General features: G+C 63.4%; 15 protein-coding genes. 1 reads left to right on the top strand and 14 read right to left on the bottom strand.

What is annotated here, in order from left to right; translation table 11 throughout:
- Positions 1-74: 74 nt before the first annotated feature.
- Positions 75-809 (bottom strand): fumarate/nitrate reduction transcriptional regulator Fnr, encoded by a 735-nt coding sequence (gene fnr, locus ACW9H9_RS20705; RefSeq protein ID WP_457345008.1) that lies wholly within the window; start codon positions 807-809, stop codon positions 75-77.
- Positions 810-964: 155 nt separating this feature from the next.
- On the opposite strand from fnr, the gene ACW9H9_RS20700 reads away from it, so the two are divergent.
- The gene (locus ACW9H9_RS20700) at positions 965-1,441 is read left to right on the top strand and encodes a hypothetical protein (RefSeq protein ID WP_457345007.1); all 477 of its coding nucleotides are present in this window, start codon (positions 965-967) and stop codon (positions 1,439-1,441) included.
- Positions 1,442-1,448: 7 nt separating this feature from the next.
- Here ACW9H9_RS20700 and hemN read toward each other — a convergent pair whose 3' ends face one another.
- The 13 genes from hemN to ccoO (ACW9H9_RS20635) all read right to left on the bottom strand — a co-directional run bounded on the left by hemN (position 1,449) and on the right by ccoO (ACW9H9_RS20635) (position 13,922).
- Positions 1,449-2,831: an oxygen-independent coproporphyrinogen III oxidase gene (gene hemN, locus ACW9H9_RS20695; protein WP_457345006.1), complete on the bottom strand. Its 1,383-nt coding sequence runs from the start codon at positions 2,829-2,831 to the stop codon at positions 1,449-1,451.
- Between the two features lie 102 nt (positions 2,832-2,933).
- Positions 2,934-3,617: a sulfite exporter TauE/SafE family protein gene (locus ACW9H9_RS20690; RefSeq protein WP_457345005.1), complete on the bottom strand. Its 684-nt coding sequence runs from the start codon at positions 3,615-3,617 to the stop codon at positions 2,934-2,936.
- The gene (gene ccoS, locus ACW9H9_RS20685; protein ID WP_457345004.1) at positions 3,610-3,828 is read right to left on the bottom strand and encodes a cbb3-type cytochrome oxidase assembly protein CcoS; all 219 of its coding nucleotides are present in this window, start codon (positions 3,826-3,828) and stop codon (positions 3,610-3,612) included. Before ccoS ends, ACW9H9_RS20690 begins: the two co-directional genes overlap by 8 nt.
- Positions 3,829-3,850: 22 nt before the next feature.
- Entirely contained in the window at positions 3,851-6,295 is a 2,445-nt protein-coding gene (locus ACW9H9_RS20680) for a heavy metal translocating P-type ATPase (protein ID WP_457345003.1), read from the bottom strand.
- 42 nt (positions 6,296-6,337) lie between these two features.
- Entirely contained in the window at positions 6,338-6,871 is a 534-nt protein-coding gene (locus ACW9H9_RS20675; RefSeq protein ID WP_457345002.1) for a FixH family protein, read from the bottom strand.
- A 15-nt stretch (positions 6,872-6,886) separates the two neighbouring features.
- Positions 6,887-8,302 (bottom strand): cytochrome c oxidase accessory protein CcoG, encoded by a 1,416-nt coding sequence (gene ccoG / locus ACW9H9_RS20670; protein WP_457345001.1) that lies wholly within the window; start codon positions 8,300-8,302, stop codon positions 6,887-6,889.
- Positions 8,303-8,605: 303 nt separating this feature from the next.
- Positions 8,606-9,583: a cytochrome-c oxidase, cbb3-type subunit III gene (gene ccoP / locus ACW9H9_RS20665; RefSeq protein ID WP_457345000.1), complete on the bottom strand. Its 978-nt coding sequence runs from the start codon at positions 9,581-9,583 to the stop codon at positions 8,606-8,608.
- A complete protein-coding gene (locus ACW9H9_RS20660; protein ID WP_105523028.1) occupies positions 9,580-9,765 on the bottom strand; it encodes a cbb3-type cytochrome oxidase subunit 3 in 186 nt (61 codons plus the stop codon). The genes ccoP (ACW9H9_RS20665) and ACW9H9_RS20660 overlap by 4 nt, the downstream gene beginning before the upstream one ends.
- A 5-nt stretch (positions 9,766-9,770) precedes the next feature.
- Positions 9,771-10,379, bottom strand: coding sequence for a cytochrome-c oxidase, cbb3-type subunit II (gene ccoO / locus ACW9H9_RS20655; RefSeq protein ID WP_457344999.1), 609 nt, complete (start codon positions 10,377-10,379; stop codon positions 9,771-9,773).
- The gene (ccoN, locus tag ACW9H9_RS20650; protein WP_457344998.1) at positions 10,379-11,821 is read right to left on the bottom strand and encodes a cytochrome-c oxidase, cbb3-type subunit I; all 1,443 of its coding nucleotides are present in this window, start codon (positions 11,819-11,821) and stop codon (positions 10,379-10,381) included. Before ccoN ends, ccoO (ACW9H9_RS20655) begins: the two co-directional genes overlap by 1 nt.
- A gap of 368 nt (positions 11,822-12,189) precedes the next feature.
- A complete protein-coding gene (gene ccoP / locus ACW9H9_RS20645; RefSeq protein ID WP_457344997.1) occupies positions 12,190-13,113 on the bottom strand; it encodes a cytochrome-c oxidase, cbb3-type subunit III in 924 nt (307 codons plus the stop codon).
- Complete coding sequence (locus ACW9H9_RS20640) at positions 13,110-13,310, bottom strand: cbb3-type cytochrome oxidase subunit 3 (protein ID WP_457344996.1); 201 nt, start codon at positions 13,308-13,310, stop codon at positions 13,110-13,112. The genes ccoP (ACW9H9_RS20645) and ACW9H9_RS20640 overlap by 4 nt, the downstream gene beginning before the upstream one ends.
- A 3-nt stretch (positions 13,311-13,313) precedes the next feature.
- Complete coding sequence (ccoO, locus tag ACW9H9_RS20635) at positions 13,314-13,922, bottom strand: cytochrome-c oxidase, cbb3-type subunit II (protein WP_457344995.1); 609 nt, start codon at positions 13,920-13,922, stop codon at positions 13,314-13,316.
- Between the last annotated feature and the right edge of the window lie 9 nt (positions 13,923-13,931).

Below are 13,931 nucleotides of genomic sequence, written 5' to 3'. Positions count from 1 at the left end.
AAGAGTCCTGGGGCGGGAAACGGACTCGGAGTATACCTGCGGCCCTGCCGATTGGCGCGGCCGCAGTGCAGGGATCAGCTGTCCAGTGTGCCACCGGCCAGCGCGCAGAGCTGGATGGGGTCCAGGATGTGCACTTCCTTGCCTTCGGCGGCAATCAGCGCGTTCTGTTGGAAGCGCGTGAACACGCGGGACACGGTTTCTACCGCCAGGCCCAGGTAGTTGCCGATTTCATTGCGCGACATGCTCAGGCGGAACTGGTTGGCCGAAAACCCCCGGGCGCGGAAGCGGGCCGAGAGGTTGACCAGAAAGGTGGCGATCCGCTCGTCGGCGGTCTTTTTCGACAACAGCAGCATCATTTGTTGGTCGTCGCGGATTTCGCGGCTCATGACCCGCATCAACTGGCGGCGTAATTGCGGCAATTGCAGGGCCAGCTCATCAAGACGCTCGAACGGAATTTCACACACCGAGGTGGTTTCCTGGGCCTGGGCCGACACCGGGTGACGCTCGGTGTCCATGCCCGACAGGCCCACCAGCTCGCTGGGCAAGTGGAAGCCGGTGATCTGTTCTTCGCCGCTGTCGCTCAGGCTGAAGGTTTTCAGCGCGCCTGAACGCACGGCGTACACCGCATCGAAGGTGTCGCCCTGACGAAACAGGAACTCGCCTTTCTTGAGCGGGCGCCCGCGTTTAACGATGTCGTCCAGCGCATCCATGTCTTCCAAATTCAGCGAAAGTGGCAGGCACAGCGGGGCCAGGCTGCAATCCTTGCAGTGAGTCTGGCCGTGAGCGCGCAGTTTGACTGGCTCGGACATTTCTTAAATCCTTGTGGGAAAACACACATAAGACGTAAGGGTAACGTACTGGGGGGAGGTGAGGCCAGTGCGTACAAACGTGCGCCTGCACCATAAAGTTTGCGGTGTCGGCGCCGATACAAAGCCATGGCAACGCGAACCTAGAGGTTTGGATCATGGTTTCTATCAACGCAAACACCGCGAGCAACCCCGCTGTACAGTCGCTGCTCGACCCCAAAAAAGACGTCACCCAGGACGATAAAACCGCCGCAGGTTCGGCCCCGGTCGGTGACAAGCCCGCGTCTGGCGTGGTGGTCAATATTTCGCTGGCAGGCCTTAGCGCTTCTGCGGTCGCCAGTAAAAACCCCAACCAGGATATCGACGACAGTGGCCTGCCCCCGGCGGTCAAGGAAACGTTGAAAATGATCCGCGAGCTGAAAAAGCAGATTGCTGAAAAGCAAGCCGAGCTCGCGGCCGTCATGGCCGATAAAAACTTGAGCGCTGACCAGGCCCGCGCCAAGGTCAACGCGTTACAGAGCCAATTGGCGACCCTGCAGGGTGCGCTGATGTCGGCCTCGTCCTCGCTGGCTAAACAAATAAAAGGCATGAGCCCGGAAGCTGCGATGACCACCGCATCGCTGTTGTCGAAGTAACGCTGCGTCAAATCACCCGCGAGAAGCGCTGGCGGTTCTGGTGCTCAAGGTAGGCATCGAACACCATGCACACCGAGCGCACCAGCAGGCGGCCCGCGGGTAAGACGCGAATGCCCTGTGCATCCAGCTCAATCAGGCCATCGGCAGCCATGGCCTGCAATTGCGGCCAGCATGCGTCGAAATAGCCGCGAAAATCCACAGTGAACGCCTGTTCTATCGCCTCGAAGCTCAGGCTGAAATGGCAGATCAACTGCTGGATCACCTCCCGACGTAAACGATCGTCGCGGGTGCACACCAGGCCGCGGCGGGTCGCCAGTTGCGCGTCTGCCAGGGCGTTCTGGTACTGGGCGAGGTCGCTGCTGTTCTGGCAGTACAGGTCGCCGATCTGGCTGATGGCCGACACCCCCAACCCAATCAAATCGCAATGACCGTGGGTGGTGTAGCCCTGGAAGTTGCGTTGCAGCGTGCCGTCTTCCTGGGCGATGGCCAGTTCGTCGTCGGGCAGGGCGAAGTGGTCCATGCCGATGTAGCGGTAGCCCGCGCGGGTCAGTTGCTCGATGGTGGTCTGCAACATCAGCAGTTTTTCTGCGGGGCCGGGCAGTTGGCGGGCGTCGATGCGCCGCTGCGGCATGAAACGCTCCGGCAAGTGCGCGTAGTTGAACACCGACAGCCGGTGGGGTTGCAGGTTGATTACTTCGTCTACGGTGCGGGCAAAGCTCAGCGGGGTTTGCTGGGGCAGGCCGTAGATCAGGTCGATGTTGATCGAGCGAAACTGCAAGGTGCGCGCGGCATCGATCACGGCGCGGGTTTCTTCCAGGCTTTGCAGGCGATTGACCGCCCGTTGCACGTCGGGGTCCAGGTCTTGCAGGCCGATGCTGACGCGGTTGAAGCCCAATTCCCGCAGCAGGCCCATGGTGGCCCAGTCGGCCTCCCGGGGGTCGATTTCGATACCGTAGTCGCCGGAGTCGTCGGCCAGCAGGTTGAAGCGCTGGCGCAGCGTGCCCATCACCTGGCGCAGCTCGGCGTGGCTCAGGAAGGTCGGCGTGCCGCCGCCAAAATGCAACTGCTGTACGGGTTGTTTCGGGTCGAGGTGGCAGGCCACCCGCTGGATCTCCTGCTCCAGGCGTTGCAGGTAAGCCTGGGCGCGGCCACGGTCTTTGGTGATGACTTTGTTGCAGGCGCAGTAGTAGCAGATGTTCGCGCAGAACGGCACGTGCACGTACAACGACAACGGCCGGGTGGCCTTGCGGCTGTCGCGCAGGGCGTGGAGCAGGTCGAAGGGGCCTACCTGGCTGTCGAACTGCACGGCGGTGGGATAGGAGGTGTAGCGCGGGCCCGCCAGGTCATAGCGGTGAATCAGGTCGGTGTCCCAACGAATGGCGTCGAGCATGCGGGCAGTCCCCCGGATAGGCTAGTGGGCCGAGTCTAGGGGCTGGCCTTGAGCCTCATCTTGATTTGCATCAACGGGCAGCGGCGCGCTGCCACAGGCCGCTCAGTGGCCCATCAACCAGTGCTGGTGCGGGCCGGGCAAGGTCCAGGCCCCGAACAACATGACCAGCACACCACCGGCCATGCGCACGCTGCGTCGGCGCAACAACGCGCCCACGCGTTCGGCCGCCACCCCGGTGGCCAGCAGCACGGGCCAGGTGCCCAGGCCAAACGCCAGCATCAGCGCGGCGCTGTCCAGCGCATTGCCCTGGCTCGCCGCCCACAGCAGGGTGCTGTAGACCAACCCGCACGGCAACCAGCCCCAGAGCGCCCCCAGCAGCAAGGCGCGGGGCAGGCTGGACACCGGCAGCAAACGGTTGGCCACTGGCTGGATATGGCGCCACAGGCCGCGCCCCAGGCTTTCGACGCGGGTCAGGCCGCTCCACCAACCGGCCAGGTACAAGCCCATGGCGATCAACAACAGCCCGGCCAGCACACGCATGAACATCGCCGCCGGGCTGTTGGCCACGGCCCAGCCTGCCAGGCCGATCAGCAAACCGGCGGCGGCGTAGCTGAAAATTCGCCCCAGGTTGTAGGCCAGCAGCAAGCGGAAGCGTCGGCTGCGTTGTGCCGGGGGGATGGCCAGCGTGAGCGCGCCCATGAGCCCGCCGCACATGCCCAGGCAATGGCCGCCGCCCAGCAACCCGAGGATCACCGCCGAGACGAGCAGGGGCGCCAGTTCAAGCATGGGGCGGCTCTTTGGGTTTGGGCGGTTCGTCGGCCGCGTTGGCTTCGTCGATGGCCGCCAGGTGGTTGGGGTCCTGGTCATCGAACAGCACGCTGTGGGCGGGGCCGTCGAGGTCGTCGTACTGGCCGCTGTCCACCGCCCAGAAGAAGATGTAAAGGGCGATGGCGACGATCAATAGTGCCGCTGGAATCATCACGTAAAGCGCTGGCATCTGCACTCCATGTCTGTGCGGCTCAGGCCGGCAGCGGACGGGGTTCGTGGGCGGGGCCCGGGGTGTGCGCGCCGGGCAGGCGAGCCAGGCGCAGGGCGTTGAGCACCACGGTCAACGAGCTTAACGACATGCCGACGGCCGCCCACACGGGGGTTACCCAACCCACGGCGGCAAACGGCAGTATCAGGCCATTGTACAGGCCGGCCCACAGCAGGTTTTGGAGGATAACGCGGCGCGTGCGACGCGCCAGGGTGAAGGCCTGCACCAGGGTGTCGAGGCGGTTGGACAACAGCACCGCGTCCGCACTGGTTTTGGCAAGGTCGGTGGCCGAGCCCATGGCCACGCTGATGTCGGCGGCGGCCAGGACCGGCACGTCGTTGACGCCATCACCGAGCATCAGCACCTTGCGGCCTTCCTGGTGCAGTTGTTGCAGCACGTGCAGCTTGTCGGCAGGGCGCAAGCCGCCGTGGGCTTCGTCGATGCCCAGTTGCGCGGCGACGCTGGCGACCATCGGCGAGCTGTCGCCCGACAGCAGCAACGTACGCCAACCACGCGCCTTGCAGGCGGCCAGCAGCGCGGGGGCATCGCTGCGCAGGCGATCGTCCAGGACCAGCCAGGCCAGTGCGCCCTCGCCATCCCCCAGTAGCAGCCATTGGCCTGCTTCATCAGGGGGCGCGGGGACCGGGCAACCGCTCAGTGCGCAGACAAACTCCGCTTGGCCGATACGCAGACGGCGCTCGCCCACCTGGCCTTCAAGGCCCCGTCCTGGTGTGCTCGACACCTCTTGCGCGGCCTGCGGCGCACGGCCGAAGGCACGGGCAATCGGGTGTTCAGAGCGGTTTTCCAGGGCGGCGGCGAGGGCCAGGCAATGGTCGCTGTCCAGGCCGCCCAGCGGGCGGATGGCCCGCAGCGTCAGGCGGCCTTCGGTGAGCGTGCCGGTCTTGTCGAAAATCACCGTGTCGATCTGGTTCAAGCCTTCCAGCACATGGCCCCGGGTCAGTAGCAGGCCGAGTTTGTGCAAGGTGCCGGTGGCCGCGGTCAGGGCAGTCGGCGTTGCCAGGGACAGGGCGCAAGGGCAGGTGGCAACGAGCATGGCCAGCACAATCCAGAAGGCGCGGGACGGGTCCAACTGCCACCACCCCAGGCCGATCACCCCGGCGGCGATCAGCGAGCACAGCAGGAACCCCTGGGCGGCGCGGTCGGCGAGTTGCGCCAGGCGGGGTTTTTCCGCCTGGGCCCGCTCCAGCAAACGCACGATGGCAGACAGGCGGGTGTCGTGGCCCAGGGCGTGTACTTGCACGGTCAGTGCGCCTTCAACGTTCAGCGTGCCCGCGGTGACGGCGTCGCCGGGGCGGCGGGGCTGGGGCAGGTATTCGCCGGTGAGCAGGGACTCGTCGACGTTCGAGTGCCCGTCAAGGATCACGCCGTCCGCTGGCAGCACCGACCCCGGGTGCACCAGCACGTGATCACCCAGGGCCAGTTCGTTGAGCAGGATGCGTTCACTCTGGCCGTTGGCCTGCAAGCGCAGGCACGAGGCGGGCAGCAGGTTGACCAACTGCGCGGTGGCCGCCGCCGTGCGCTCGCGGGCACGGCGTTCCAGGTAGCGCCCGGCCAGCAGGAACAGGGCGAACATGCCCACAGCGTCGAAATACAGCTCGCCGGTGCCGGTAATGGCGGTCCAGATGCCCGCCAGGTAAGCCCCGCCGATAGCCAGTGAGACTGACACGTCCATGGTCAGGTGCCGCGTGCGCAGATCGCGCAGCGCCCCTTTGAAGAAGGGCGCACAGCTGTAGAACACGATCGGGGTGGTGAGAAACATCGCTACCCAGCGCAGGATGATGTGCAGCTCCGGGCTCAGGTCGATATTGAACTCGGGCCAGGTGGCCATGGTTGCCATCATCGCCTGGAACCACAGCAGCCCGGCCACGCCGAGCTGGCGCAGGGCCCGGCGGTTTTCGTTGGCCAATTGCTCGGCGGCGCGGTCGGCCTGGTAGGGGTGGGCGGCGTAACCGATCTGGCGCAGTTCGCCGAGCAGTTGGCTGAGGGGCAATTGCCCGTCGGCCCAGCGCACGTGCAAGCGATGGTTGGACAGGTTCAGCCGCGCCTCGGCGACAGCGGGCAGCTTGTGCAGGTGTTTTTCCATCAGCCAGCCGCAGGCGGCGCAGCTGACGCCTTCGATCAACAGGGTGATTTCGGCCAGTTCGCCGTCATGACGCACAAAGGGCTTTTGCACATCCGCGCGGTCGTACAGGGCCAGTTCGTCACACAGTTGCACGGGCAGCGCTTCGGGGTTGGCCGAGGCTTCGCTGCGGTGTTGGTAGTAGCTTTCCAGGTGGCCGGCGACGATGGCCTCGGCCACGGCCTGGCAGCCCGGGCAGCACAGTTCGCGCGGCGCGCCGAGGATCACCGTGGTGAAACGGTGGCCGGGCGGAACGGGGAGGGCGCAGTGGTAGCAGGGCGTCGTCATGGCGTGGGGTCTTGGGTGGCGGAGCGGGCCTCGTCGCGGGGGTTAAGGGTGTTCGGCGCCTTGGATGGGCTCGTCGCCCAGCAGCAGGTCTTTGTCGTGGCTGACGTGTTCTTCTTCAAACAGGCGCCAGGTTTTATCACCTTCCACGCCGAGCAATTCGACGAAGCGGCGGCCTTCTACCTTGTCGGTCACCTGGCCGATGTAGCGGCCCTGCTCGCTGGCACTTTGGGCCAGGACAACTTTGCGATCCTTGTCTGGCTGGGTCGGCGAGATCAGGTTCAGTTCCAGGGTGGCGGGGTTGCTGCGGCCGGTCAGGCGCAGGTCGACTTCGCCGGTCAGCTCGTCCAGGTGCAGAGTGGCGCGCAGTTGCAGGGTCTGGGCCAGCAGTTCGCGGTCCAGGGCGCGGTTGATGCCTTTGCCGGCCTCGTAGTAGTTGTCGTTGACCAGGTTGTCGGGGTTTTTCACCGCGATGGTCACCATGGTCAAGGTCAGCGTCACCGAGCAGGCCAGAATCGCGATGATGATCCAGGGCCAGAGGTGCTTGTACCAGGGGCTTGTGGCAGTGGCTGCGCGCATTGTTCGGCTCTCGTGTTAACGGACTTGTGGGCCGATGAATCGGCTCTTGGCTTGAATGTGGACGCTGTCGTCGTCGGCATCCCTGAGGATGAACCTGATCTCGTTGGTGCTCGACGGCAGTTGCTCGGGCGCGCTCGACAGCTCCACCGGCAGGCTGACGATGTCACCGGCGGCCACGCGGATTTCGCGCCGACCTTGCAGCTTGAGGTCTGGCAGGCCGCTGGCGTCGAGCACGTAGGTGTGGTCGCGCTGGTCTTTGTTCATGATCTTCAGGCTGTAGACGTTTTCGATTCGCCCTTCGGCGTTTTCGCGGTACAGCACGCGGTCTTTGCTCACGTCGAACCCCACCAGCGAACGCATGAAAAAAGCCCCTACCAGCAGGCTGATCATTGCCAGCAACACCAGTGCATAACCGATCAGGCGGGGGCGCAGCGTATGGGTTTTTTGCCCCGACAGGTTGTGTTCGGTGGTGTAGCTGATCAGGCCGCGGGGGTAGTCCATTTTGTCCATGATGCTGTCACACGCATCGATACAGGCCGCGCAGCCGATGCACTCGATCTGCAGGCCGTCGCGGATGTCGATGCCGGTGGGGCACACCTGCACGCACATCGTGCAATCAATGCAATCGCCCAGGCCCTGGGCCTGGTAATCGAGGCCTTTTTTACGCGGGCCACGGGCTTCGCCACGGCGCGGGTCGTAGGAGACGATGAGGGTGTCCTTGTCGAACATCACGCTCTGGAAGCGCGCATACGGGCACATGTAGATACACACCTGTTCGCGCAGCCAGCCCGCGTTGCCATAGGTGGCGAGGGTGAAAAAACCGACCCAGAAATACGACCAGCCATCGGCTTGCCCGGTGAAGAAGTCAAACACCAGCGCGCGGATCGGCGAGAAGTAGCCAACGAAGGTCAGGCCGGTGACAAAGCCGATCAGCAGCCACAGGCTGTGCTTGCTGAATTTGCGCAGGAACTTGTTGGCGCTCATCGGCGCCTTGTCCAGCTTGATGCGTTGGTTGCGGTCACCCTCGGTGACTTTTTCGCACCACATGAAAATCCAGGTCCATACGCTTTGCGGGCAGGTATAGCCGCACCAGACGCGCCCGGCATACACGGTGATGAAGAACAGGCCGAACGCGGCAATGATCAACAGGCCCGAGAGCAGGATGAAGTCCTGGGGCCAGAAGGTGGCGCCAAAAATGAAGAATTTGCGCTCGGGCAGGTTCCACCACACGGCCTGGTGGCCACCCCAGTTGAGCCACACGGTGGCGAAGTACAACAGGAACAGCCCGGCCCCGCCAAGCATGCGCAAGTTGCGAAACAGGCCAGTGAACGCACGGGTGTAGATCTTCTCCCGCGAGGCGTACAGGTCGACGGTGTGGCTGGCAGTTTTGGCAGGCGGGGTAACGTCATGTACCGGTATTTGGTCGCTCATCATTGAATCCCACGGCGGTGGAAATTGCCTCGGCCAGTACGTGCCGGCCGGGGTCAAAAATAGGGTGCTGCAGTGGCGTAATGATACGCCCCCGGTACGGCTGATCGGGTGCGACCTTTGGTCGCGTTGGGGGAAATCAACAGATGGTATATGTGACCTGGATCAATTGACTTAGGGAGTATGGCCGGTTTTTGCGCGCTAGACGGTCATTCGGTCCATCGCCTTGCGCGGGATTTGCGGCTGCCTTTAAACGCAAAAGCCCCGTTGACGGCTATCGACGGGGCTTTTGCCTTGCTCGCATGCCTATTGGGCGTTCGTCTCCTTTTCCCCATGGGACAGGCTGTACACATACGCCGCCAGCAAGTGCACCTTGTCGTTGCCTTGCAGTTGTTCCTGCGCAGGCATCTGGCCCTGGCGGCCGTAACGGATGGTCTGCTGCAGTTGGGCAAAGCTTGAGCCGTAGATGAATGCGCCCGGGTGGGTCAGGTCGGGCGCGCCCATGGCGGCGGTGCCTTTACCGGCCGGGCCGTGGCAGGCGACGCAGTTGGCGGCAAACAGTTTTGCACCATTGGCTACGTCGGCCTTGGCGCCTTCCGGCAGCTTGCGGCCATCGAGGTTGGTCACCACAAAACCGGCCACATCCGCCACGCCTTGCTCGCCAATGACGTCGGCCCAGGCCGGCATCACCGCGTGGCGGCCTTTCATGATGGTTTCCTTGATGGTGGCGGGCTCGCCGCCCCAGCGCCAATCCGCGTCGGTGAGGTTGGGGAAGCCATAGGCGCCCTTGGCGTCGGAGCCGTGGCACACCGAGCAGTTGGAGGCGAACAGGCGGCCACCCATCTTGAGGGCCTGCGGGTCTTTGGCCACTTCTTCGATGGGCATGGCGGCGTACTTGGCGAAGAGGGGGCCGAACTTGGCGTCCGAGCGTGCCATTTCCTTTTCCCACTCGTGCACGCCGGTCCAGCCGGTCTGGCCGTTGGCGAACGGGGTTTGTTTTTCGTTATCCAGGTACGCATAGCCGGGCAACACGCCTTTCCAGTTGCCCAGGCCCGGGTACAGCGCCAGGTAGCCCAAGGCGAAGACGATGGTGCCGACAAACAACATGAACCACCACTTGGGCAACGGGTTGTCGTACTCCTCGATGCCATCGAACGAGTGGCCGACGGTTTCGTCCGTCTGCTCGGCGCGCTGGCCCTTGCGGGTCGACAGCAGCAGCCAGGTCAGGGCGAAGATGGTGCCCAGGGTCAGGACTGTGACGTACAGACTCCAGAACGTAGTCATTCTTTATTACTCCTAGACGCTTGTTCGACGTGCTTGATGGCTTCGGGATCGTCCGCGAAGGGCAGCAGGGTTGCGTCGTCGAACTCCGACTTGCGCTTGGGGCTGAACACCCACAACGCCAGGCCGACAAAGGCCACCATCACCACAACGGTGCCCAGGCCTCGAATCATTCCGATATCCATCCAGGTCACCGTTTGCTTTTGATGAGAGTGCCCAGGCCTTGCAGGTAGGCCACGAGTGCGTCCATTTCGGTCTTGCCCTTGACGGCGGCGGCCGCCCCGGCGATGTCTTCGTCGGTGTAGGGCACGCCCAGGGCGCGCAAGACTTCCATTTTCTTGGCGGTGTCCTTGCCATCGAGCCGGTTTTCGATCAGGAAGGGGTACGCCGGCATTTTCGATTCCGGCACCACGTTGCGCGGGTTGTACAAATGCGCACGGTGCCAGTCATCGGAGTAACGCCCGCCCACGCGGGCCAGGTCCGGGCCGGTGCGCTTGGAGCCCCACAGGAACGGATGGTCCCACACGCTTTCACCGGCCACGGAGTAGTGGCCGTAGCGTTCGGTTTCGGCGCGAAACGGACGGATCATCTGCGAGTGGCAGCCCACGCAACCGTTGGCGATGTACACGTCGCGGCCTTCCAGTTCCAGGGCGGTGTGCGGCTTCATGCCTTCGACCGGTTTGGTGGTCACGTCCTGGAAAAACAGCGGGACGATCTGGGTCAGGCCACCGATGCTCACGGCGATGACCATGAAGAAGGCCAGCAGGCCGATATTCTTCTCGACGACTTCATGCTTCATCAGTGGGCTCCCACAACGGCGATCTTGGCGGCGGCTTCGGCTTCTGCGGGGTCGGCGGCGCGCACGGTGCGCCACACGTTGTAGGCCATGAGCAACATACCGAACGCAAAGAACGCCCCGCCCAGGGCTCGCACGATGTAACCCGGGTGGCTGGCTTGCAGCGCTTCGACGAACGAGTACGTGAGGGTGCCGTCATCGTTGATCGCACGCCACATCAGGCCCTGGGTGATGCCGTTGACCCACATCGAGGCGATGTAGAGCACGGTGCCGATCGTGGCCAGCCAGAAGTGCGCGTTGATCAGGCTCACGCTGTGCATCTGCGGGCGGCCGAACAATTTCGGGAACATGTGGTACAACGCGCCGATGGAGATCATCGCCACCCAGCCCAGGGCGCCCGCGTGGACGTGGCCGATGGTCCAGTCGGTGTAGTGGGACAGCGAGTTGACGGTCTTGATCGCCATCATCGGGCCTTCAAAGGTCGACATGCCGTAGAACGCCAACGACACCACCAGAAAGCGCAGGATCGGGTCGGTGCGCAACTTATGCCACGCGCCCGAGAGCGTCATCATGCCGTTGATCATGCCGCCCCAGCTGGGCGCCAGCAGGATGATCGACATGGCCATGCCCAACGACTGCGCCCAGTCTGGCAGCGCGGTGTAGTGCAGGTGGTGGGGGCCGGCCCAGATGTACAGGGTGATCAGCGCCCAAAAATGCACGATGGACAGGCGATAGGAGTAGATCGGCCGCTCGGCCTGTTTGGGCACGAAGTAGTACATCATCCCCAGAAAACCGGTGGTGAGGAAAAAGCCTACGGCGTTGTGGCCGTACCACCACTGGATCATTGCATCCGTCGCCCCGGCGTAGGCCGAGTAAGACTTGAACCAGCTCACCGGCAAGGACGCGTGGTTGACGATATGCAGCATGGCGGTCACGAGGATGAAGGCGCCGTAGAACCAGTTACCCACATAGATGTGTTTGGTCTTGCGCTTGACGATGGTGCCGAAAAACACCACCGCGTAAGTCACCCAGACAATGGCCAGCAAAATGGCGATCGGCCATTCCAGTTCGGCGTATTCCTTGGTGGTGGTATAGCCCAGCGGCAGGGTGATGATTGCCCCGACGATGACCGCTTGCCAGCCCCAGAAGGTAAAGGCGGCGAGGGCGTCGGAGATCAGTCGCGTCTGGCACGTGCGCTGCACCACGTAGTAGGAGGTGGCGAACAGCGCACACCCGCCGAAGGCGAAGATCACAAGGTTGGTGTGCAGCGGGCGCAGGCGGCCAAAGGTCGTCCACGGCAGGCCGAAGTTCAACTCGGGCCATACCAGTTGCGAGGCGATGAAAACGCCGAGCCCCATCCCTAGGATCCCCCACACCACCGTCATGACGGCGAATTGGCGGACCACCTTATAGTTATAAGCAGTCGGACTGATTGCTGTGCTCATTCTAAGGTTCCACGGTTATAAATTTTTTTATAGTTAAAAAACGGCCGCAAGTATGGAGAAAGCAAGATTCCAATGCAACGCGTGGTGACCTGCGTCAATGCGCTGCGCACCCTGATCTGTGCCCTTTCCCTGTTTGGAGTAGGGACAAAATTGGGCACGTAAAGCTGACGGATCGGTCAGAAAAATACAAGCGTCTCGATTACTTCTGACTGCGTGTGTTTAAACCCGCGTCAGACCAACCTCAGCCGTCGTGGAAACAAGCGTAGACCCGAATGGTAGGAGGGGAAAGGACAGTGCCGCACGCGGTGCGAAAAACCGCTGCAAGCGCCAAGCCGGTGGCTCTTTGCTTGCAGCGTGTGGCGGGAGGTTTAGCGCGGCTCTTTTTGCGAGAGGCTATAAACATAGGCCGCCAGCAGGTGGACTTTGTCAGCGCCTTGCAGGTCGGCCTGGGCGGGCATCTGGCCTTGGCGGCCGTGGCGCACGGTCTGCTGCAATTGCGCAAGGCTGGTGCCGTAGATGAAGCCGCCTGGCTGGGTCAGGTCGGGCGCGCCCATGGCGGGCATGCCGTGGCCTTCCAACCCGTGACAGGCCACGCAGGTGGTGGTGAACGCGGCTTTGCCTGCCGCCAGGTCGACGTTGCTGTCGGCCGGCAAGGGCAATTGGGCCAGGTCGTGGCGCACGTAGGCGGCGACGTTTTTTACACCGGCCTCGCCCAAGACCTCACCCCAGGCGGGCATCGCGGCGTGACGGCCGTTCATGATGCTCGTCTTGATCGCCTCGGCCGAGCCGCCCCAGCGCCAGAGGTTGTCGGCAAGGTTAGGGAAACCATAGGCGCCCTTGGCGTCCGAGCCGTGGCACACCGAGCAGTTGGAGGCGAACAGACGTGCGCCCATTTTCAGTGCCTGGGGGTCCTTGGCCACTTCTTCCACCGGCAGGGCGGCGAATTTGGCGTAGAGGGGCCCGAACCGGGCGTCGGCGCGGGCCATCTCTTTGTCCCACTCCTTGGCTTGGGTCCAGCCGTCCTCATAGCCCGGCAGGATGCCTTTCCAGTTGCCCAGGCCCGGGTAGAGCACCAGGTAGCCGAGGGCAAACACCAGCGTGGCGGCGAACAGCACGAACCACCATTGCGGCAGCGGGTTGTCGTACTCCTCGATCCCGTCGAATGCGTGGCCCAAGGTCTGGTCTACACTGCCGCGGGTTTCGCCCCTGCGCGTGCCGATCAACAGCCAGGCCAGGCCGACCAGGCTGCCCAGGGTCAGTACGCAGATCCATGTGCTCCAAAAGGTGGTCATGGCCGGGGGCTCCTTGTAGTGGGCGCTGCTTGCGCGTCGGTGGGCGAGGGTTCGTCGGCAAAGGGCAGTTGGCGCGCCTGTTCGAACTCGGCGGTGCGGCGGCGGCTGAACACCCACATCGACAACCCGATAAAGGCAATGGCAACCACCAGCGTGCCCACGCCGCGAATGGTGCCTGCGTCATATGCAAATCCCATGGTTCACCTCTTGCTCTTGATGGCAGTGCCGAGCACTTGCAGGTAGGCCACCAGGGCGTCCATCTCGGTCTTGCCTTTGAGGCTGGCGACGGCGCCGCTGATGTCCTCGTCGGTGTACGGCACGCCCAGCGTGCGCATCACCTTGAGTTTGGTTTCGGTGCTGCTGCTGTCGACCTGGGCGGTGACCAGCCACGGGTAGGCCGGCATTTTTGACTCCGGCACCACGTTGCGCGGGTTGTACAGGTGCGCGCGGTGCCAGTCGTCCGAGTAGCGGGCGCCGACGCGGGCCAGGTCCGGGCCGGTGCGCTTGGAGCCCCACAGGAAGGGGTGGTCCCACACGCTTTCCCCGGCCACCGAGTAGTGGCCATAACGTTCGGTTTCGGCGCGAAACGGGCGGATCATCTGCGAATGGCACTGCACGCAGCCTTCGCGAATGTAGATATCGCGGCCTTCCAACTGCAGCGCGGTGTAGGGCTTCATGCCGTCGACCGGCTTGTTGGTCACGTCCTGGAAAAACAATGGAACGATCTGCGTCAGGCCGCCAATGCTCACGGCCAGCACCATCAACAGCATCAGCAGGCCGACGTTTTTTTCAAGCGTTTCGTGTTTCATCACGGAGTC

The organism is Pseudomonas sp. SDO5215_S409 (genome assembly GCF_054071325.1).
This window is presented reverse-complemented; position numbering and strand designations above follow the sequence as displayed.

Bases quoted from the DNA above. Each gene is read 5' to 3' on its own strand.
- fnr (WP_457345008.1), bottom strand. From the start codon at position 809: ATGTCCGAGCCAGTCAAACTGCGCGCTCACGGCCAGACTCACTGCAAG.
- ACW9H9_RS20680 (WP_457345003.1), bottom strand. From the start codon at position 6,295: ATGACGACGCCCTGCTACCACTGCGCCCTCCCCGTTCCGCCCGGCCAC.
- ccoG (WP_457345001.1), bottom strand. From the start codon at position 8,302: ATGAGCGACCAAATACCGGTACATGACGTTACCCCGCCTGCCAAAACT.
- hemN (WP_457345006.1), bottom strand. From the start codon at position 2,831: ATGCTCGACGCCATTCGTTGGGACACCGACCTGATTCACCGCTATGAC.
- ccoN (WP_457344998.1), bottom strand. From the start codon at position 11,821: ATGAGCACAGCAATCAGTCCGACTGCTTATAACTATAAGGTGGTCCGC.
- ccoP (WP_457344997.1), bottom strand. From the start codon at position 13,113: ATGACCACCTTTTGGAGCACATGGATCTGCGTACTGACCCTGGGCAGC.
- ACW9H9_RS20675 (WP_457345002.1), bottom strand. From the start codon at position 6,871: ATGCGCGCAGCCACTGCCACAAGCCCCTGGTACAAGCACCTCTGGCCC.
- ACW9H9_RS20640 (WP_457344996.1), bottom strand. From the start codon at position 13,310: ATGGGATTTGCATATGACGCAGGCACCATTCGCGGCGTGGGCACGCTG.
- ccoO (WP_457344999.1), bottom strand. From the start codon at position 10,379: ATGAAGCATGAAGTCGTCGAGAAGAATATCGGCCTGCTGGCCTTCTTC.
- ACW9H9_RS20660 (WP_105523028.1), bottom strand. From the start codon at position 9,765: ATGGATATCGGAATGATTCGAGGCCTGGGCACCGTTGTGGTGATGGTG.
- ACW9H9_RS20700 (WP_457345007.1), top strand. From the start codon at position 965: ATGGTTTCTATCAACGCAAACACCGCGAGCAACCCCGCTGTACAGTCG.
- ccoO (WP_457344995.1), bottom strand. From the start codon at position 13,922: ATGAAACACGAAACGCTTGAAAAAAACGTCGGCCTGCTGATGCTGTTG.
- ACW9H9_RS20690 (WP_457345005.1), bottom strand. From the start codon at position 3,617: ATGCTTGAACTGGCGCCCCTGCTCGTCTCGGCGGTGATCCTCGGGTTG.
- ccoS (WP_457345004.1), bottom strand. From the start codon at position 3,828: ATGCCAGCGCTTTACGTGATGATTCCAGCGGCACTATTGATCGTCGCC.
- ccoP (WP_457345000.1), bottom strand. From the start codon at position 9,583: ATGACTACGTTCTGGAGTCTGTACGTCACAGTCCTGACCCTGGGCACC.